Origin of the sequence: Kaistella sp. (assembly GCF_032060305.1) — a bacterium.
Lineage (GTDB): Bacteria > Bacteroidota > Bacteroidia > Flavobacteriales > Weeksellaceae > Kaistella > Kaistella yananensis.
Window position 1 is genome coordinate 29,306 of the sequence record NZ_DAMBHK010000021.1, and the last position, 3,561, is coordinate 32,866.

Annotated in this window: 3 protein-coding genes; 1 reads left to right on the forward strand and 2 read right to left on the reverse strand. The window is 39.3% G+C overall.

Features of this window, described 5'->3' with window-relative positions; all coding sequences use genetic code 11:
* A partial coding sequence (locus tag V5N63_RS04745) for a carboxypeptidase regulatory-like domain-containing protein (RefSeq protein ID WP_332033015.1) occupies positions 1 to 842 on the reverse strand: 842 nt, incomplete at its 3' end.
* A 168-nt stretch (positions 843 to 1,010) separates the two neighbouring features.
* On the opposite strand from V5N63_RS04745, the gene V5N63_RS04750 reads away from it, so the two are divergent.
* Positions 1,011 to 1,892 (forward strand): cupin-like domain-containing protein, encoded by an 882-nt coding sequence (locus V5N63_RS04750; RefSeq protein ID WP_332033016.1) that lies wholly within the window; start codon positions 1,011 to 1,013, stop codon positions 1,890 to 1,892.
* Positions 1,893 to 1,963: 71 nt separating this feature from the next.
* Here V5N63_RS04750 and V5N63_RS04755 read toward each other — a convergent pair.
* The coding region (locus tag V5N63_RS04755) for a M14 family zinc carboxypeptidase (RefSeq protein WP_332033017.1) at positions 1,964 to 3,561 on the reverse strand (1,598 nt) is incomplete at its 5' end.

Sequence of the window (3,561 nt, forward strand, 5' to 3'; positions counted from 1 at the left end):
TTCCCGAAACTCAAAAGATTGCCTTCATTTTCTACACTTTCTCCGTTGTTATTGGCTTTATAATTCACGACCCACTGGTTTTTCTGCCCGAAAAACATCGGCGTCAGTTTTACATTCCAAAGCAGCGGATCCATTCCTACGCCCACTTCTCCCCGGCCGGTCATCGTGACAGATTTCCTTAAAACTACGTTTAACCCCGCATTTTCAGACGGAACTTTATCCTGAAGAATTTTCACAGGTTGGTGATTTTCCATCACTTCTACTTTCTGAACGGCATCTTTCGGTAATGAATTATTCACGGTTCCGTAACCGCCTTCCATTAAATCTTTTCCGTTCACATAAAATTTATTGATCGGCTCGCCCTGATAAAGCACCGAACCATCACCATTGACTTCAATACCCGGAATTTTCTTTAAAACATCGGCTAATGTGCGGTCGGCTTTACTTTCAAACGCCTTCAGATCATAAGAAATGGTATCTCCTTTTTTGGTAATGAGTTTTGTCTTCAGTTTTACTTCCTTAATTTCTGTAGCATCAGATTCGAGGCTGAAATTCAGGTTTTGGGTTGTATTTTTAATGGATTTAAGCACAGGCTTTTGGTTGAAAGCCTTGATTTTTAGATCCACATTCGGTTCGGGTGAAGTAAAAGTAACTTTATATTCCCCTTTCGAATTTGAAATGGAGAAAGCCATAATCGCATCTTTCCCCTGCTCTTCAATGGTTACACTTGCGCTCGGAACGGGTTGACCATCGGAATCTGTAATTCTTCCGGACACAGTGGTTTGAGCAAAACCTATAACAGAAAATAAAAAAGTAAGGAAAAGCGAAGCGTAAAATTTCATGGATTTTTTTTTTGATTAGTGTACTTTACAATCAGATTGTTACATCCGAAGCAACGCTAAAAGTATGTTTCGGGTTTTGAGTGTGTTTCAGGATTAGATAAAAACAATCAAAATTTGCAGATTTGCGCATTCTTTTTTCCTAATTTTGCTCATTAATATTTACTTAATATGGGATTACATTTAACGCCTATTGATGTTATAGAGGATATTTCACAGGAAGAATTCCGCAAAAAATATTTAATTCCCCGCAAACCCGTTGTTATCCGGAATATGGCCAAAAACTGGCCGGCCTACCAGAAATGGACGATGGAATATATGAAGGAGACTGTTGGCGATGTGGAAGTTCCTCTCTATGATTCCTCAAAAGCTGATCCTGCAGCTCCAATCAACGCTTCTGCAGCGAAAATGAAATTTGGCGATTATATTGATCTGATCCGGCGCGAACCGACTGATTTAAGGATTTTCCTTTTCGATCCCATTAAATCTGCGCCCAAACTTCTGGACGATTATCTTTCGCCGAAAGAGCTGATGGGCGGTTTTCTGGATAAATATCCCAATATGTTCTTCGGCGGTAAAGGTTCGGTAACTTTCCTGCATTATGATATTGATATGGCGCATATTTTCCACACGCATTTCAACGGCAGAAAACATATTCTGCTTTTCGATTACAAATGGAAAGACCGGCTTTACAAAATTCCGTATGCGACTTATGCCCTTGAAGATTACGATATTTCAAACCCTGATTTTGAAAAATTCCCGGCTTTGGATGGTGTGGAAGGCATTGAGTGTTTCCTGGAGCACGGCGACACCCTTTTTATGCCGACCGGCTGGTGGCACTGGATGAAATATCTGGACGGAAGTTTTTCGATCTCACTCAGAGCCTGGGATAAATCATGGGCAGTGAAAGCGCATTCGCTTTGGAATTTAACCGTTCAGCGTAATTTTGATAATTTCATGAAAGCGAAATTCAGAAAAAGATACATGGACTGGAAAGAGAAGAAAGCCATCGAAAGAGCCAATTATGCCCTGAAAAAAGGATTACCAAGATAATTTTAAAAGATATTGTAAAGAAAAAACCCTTTCAACTTCAAATTTGAAAGGGTTTTTAATTTCGAAATCGTTTAGAGAATCCTATAAATTGGATATAGATTTACGCTGCCTTCATAATACTCGGAATGCCTGTAAATCCATTCCAGCTGGGCTTGTCCGTCTTTTGCAAAATCGGGTTTCGAAATTTTTTCGAACTCGAAAGCTGTTTTTAGAACCTGATCATTCCTGAGCAGTTCGGCCGCTGTATCTTCAAAAACATAATCGGAAAAATACTCTTTCTGCCCCAAAATGGCATCAAAGAAATTCCAGTTAAAGAAGGAATCGGTCGCTTCCGGCTCCAGGGTTTCCAGCAGATATTTTACACCTGGCTGTTTCGTTGAAACCAACAGATCGCCTTTTCTGAAGTTTACGTTTTTAAATTCAGATTTGGTTTTGGTGTCGTAATGCAGATAATGTCCTTCGTACGGGTTTTTTACGGTTTTGTAATCTGTGATCCTGTAAACTTCAACACTTATTGTAGAATCCTGAGCGATTTCCTTCATTTCGATATTGTTTCTTTTCAGGTATTCTATCACTTTATTTTCAGATTTTGGAATCACATAATAATTCGGAATCCTGATTTCTTTAGTTGGAACATAGTCACTAAAAAATTTAACTTTTCTTTTGAAAGGTTTACTTCTGTCATAAAAAAGTCTTGGCTTTCCGGACACTCCACTATTTTTTTTACCTGCTTCATAACCCTTAAAGTCAATAAGTTGAAACTTATTTCCGTTGAGTTTCCACTGGATCGGATATGCTGTTCCAGGCTTCAGACTGTTTAAGTTTTCCGCCATCAGTTTCTGAATTTCCCTTGTATTTTTTCGTGTGTAATTAATGGCACTCACCATATATTCATAAGTGGCGCGAACCCTGTCCGGATAGGGCTTCAGCATATGGGTTTCGGCAACAGTTCCCAAAGTGTTGAAAAGCGTGGTATAACCAGTTGCGTAACGAGGTGAATCCATAAAAGCCGGAAAGCCTTCATCCGGAGAATCGCCATGAATATTGACGTACGGAATTGTAAGAATTCCCTTTTTTTCGATATTTTCCAGAATTTCAGGCTGCATTTTTTCATTGAAGTAGTTGCCTAGTTTATTGCCTAAACGTTCCTTGTTGGTAGAAATATAGGTGAAAAGATATTGGTAATCTGCTGCGTTACTCACATGATTGTCGATGAAAAAGATTGGCTTAAAATGCTGGAAAATCAGCTGAAAGGTCTTGGCATTTTCGGTATCATTTTTTATAAAATCGCGGTTCAGGTCATAGTTTCTGGCATTTCCGCGGAAGCCGTATTCTTCCGGTCCGTTTTGGTTGGCGCGGCTGTATTTTCCTCTTCGCAACATTCCGGAAATATTATAGGATTGGATTGCGGCGATTTTAAGGTTTTTAGCAGAAACTTTTCCGGTGGCCAGATCGCGCATCAGCATCATTGTGGCGTCAATTCCATCGGGTTCTCCGGGATGAATTCCGTTGTTGATAAGGATTACTGGTGTATTTTTATTTTTAGAATCATCAAAAACCACTACTTTTATCGGTTCGCCGTTATCATCTTTCCCGAAATTCTGTACGGTTATACTTTCGAAATTTTGATCGAGATTCTCATAATATTTCACCATTTCTTCATAAGTGG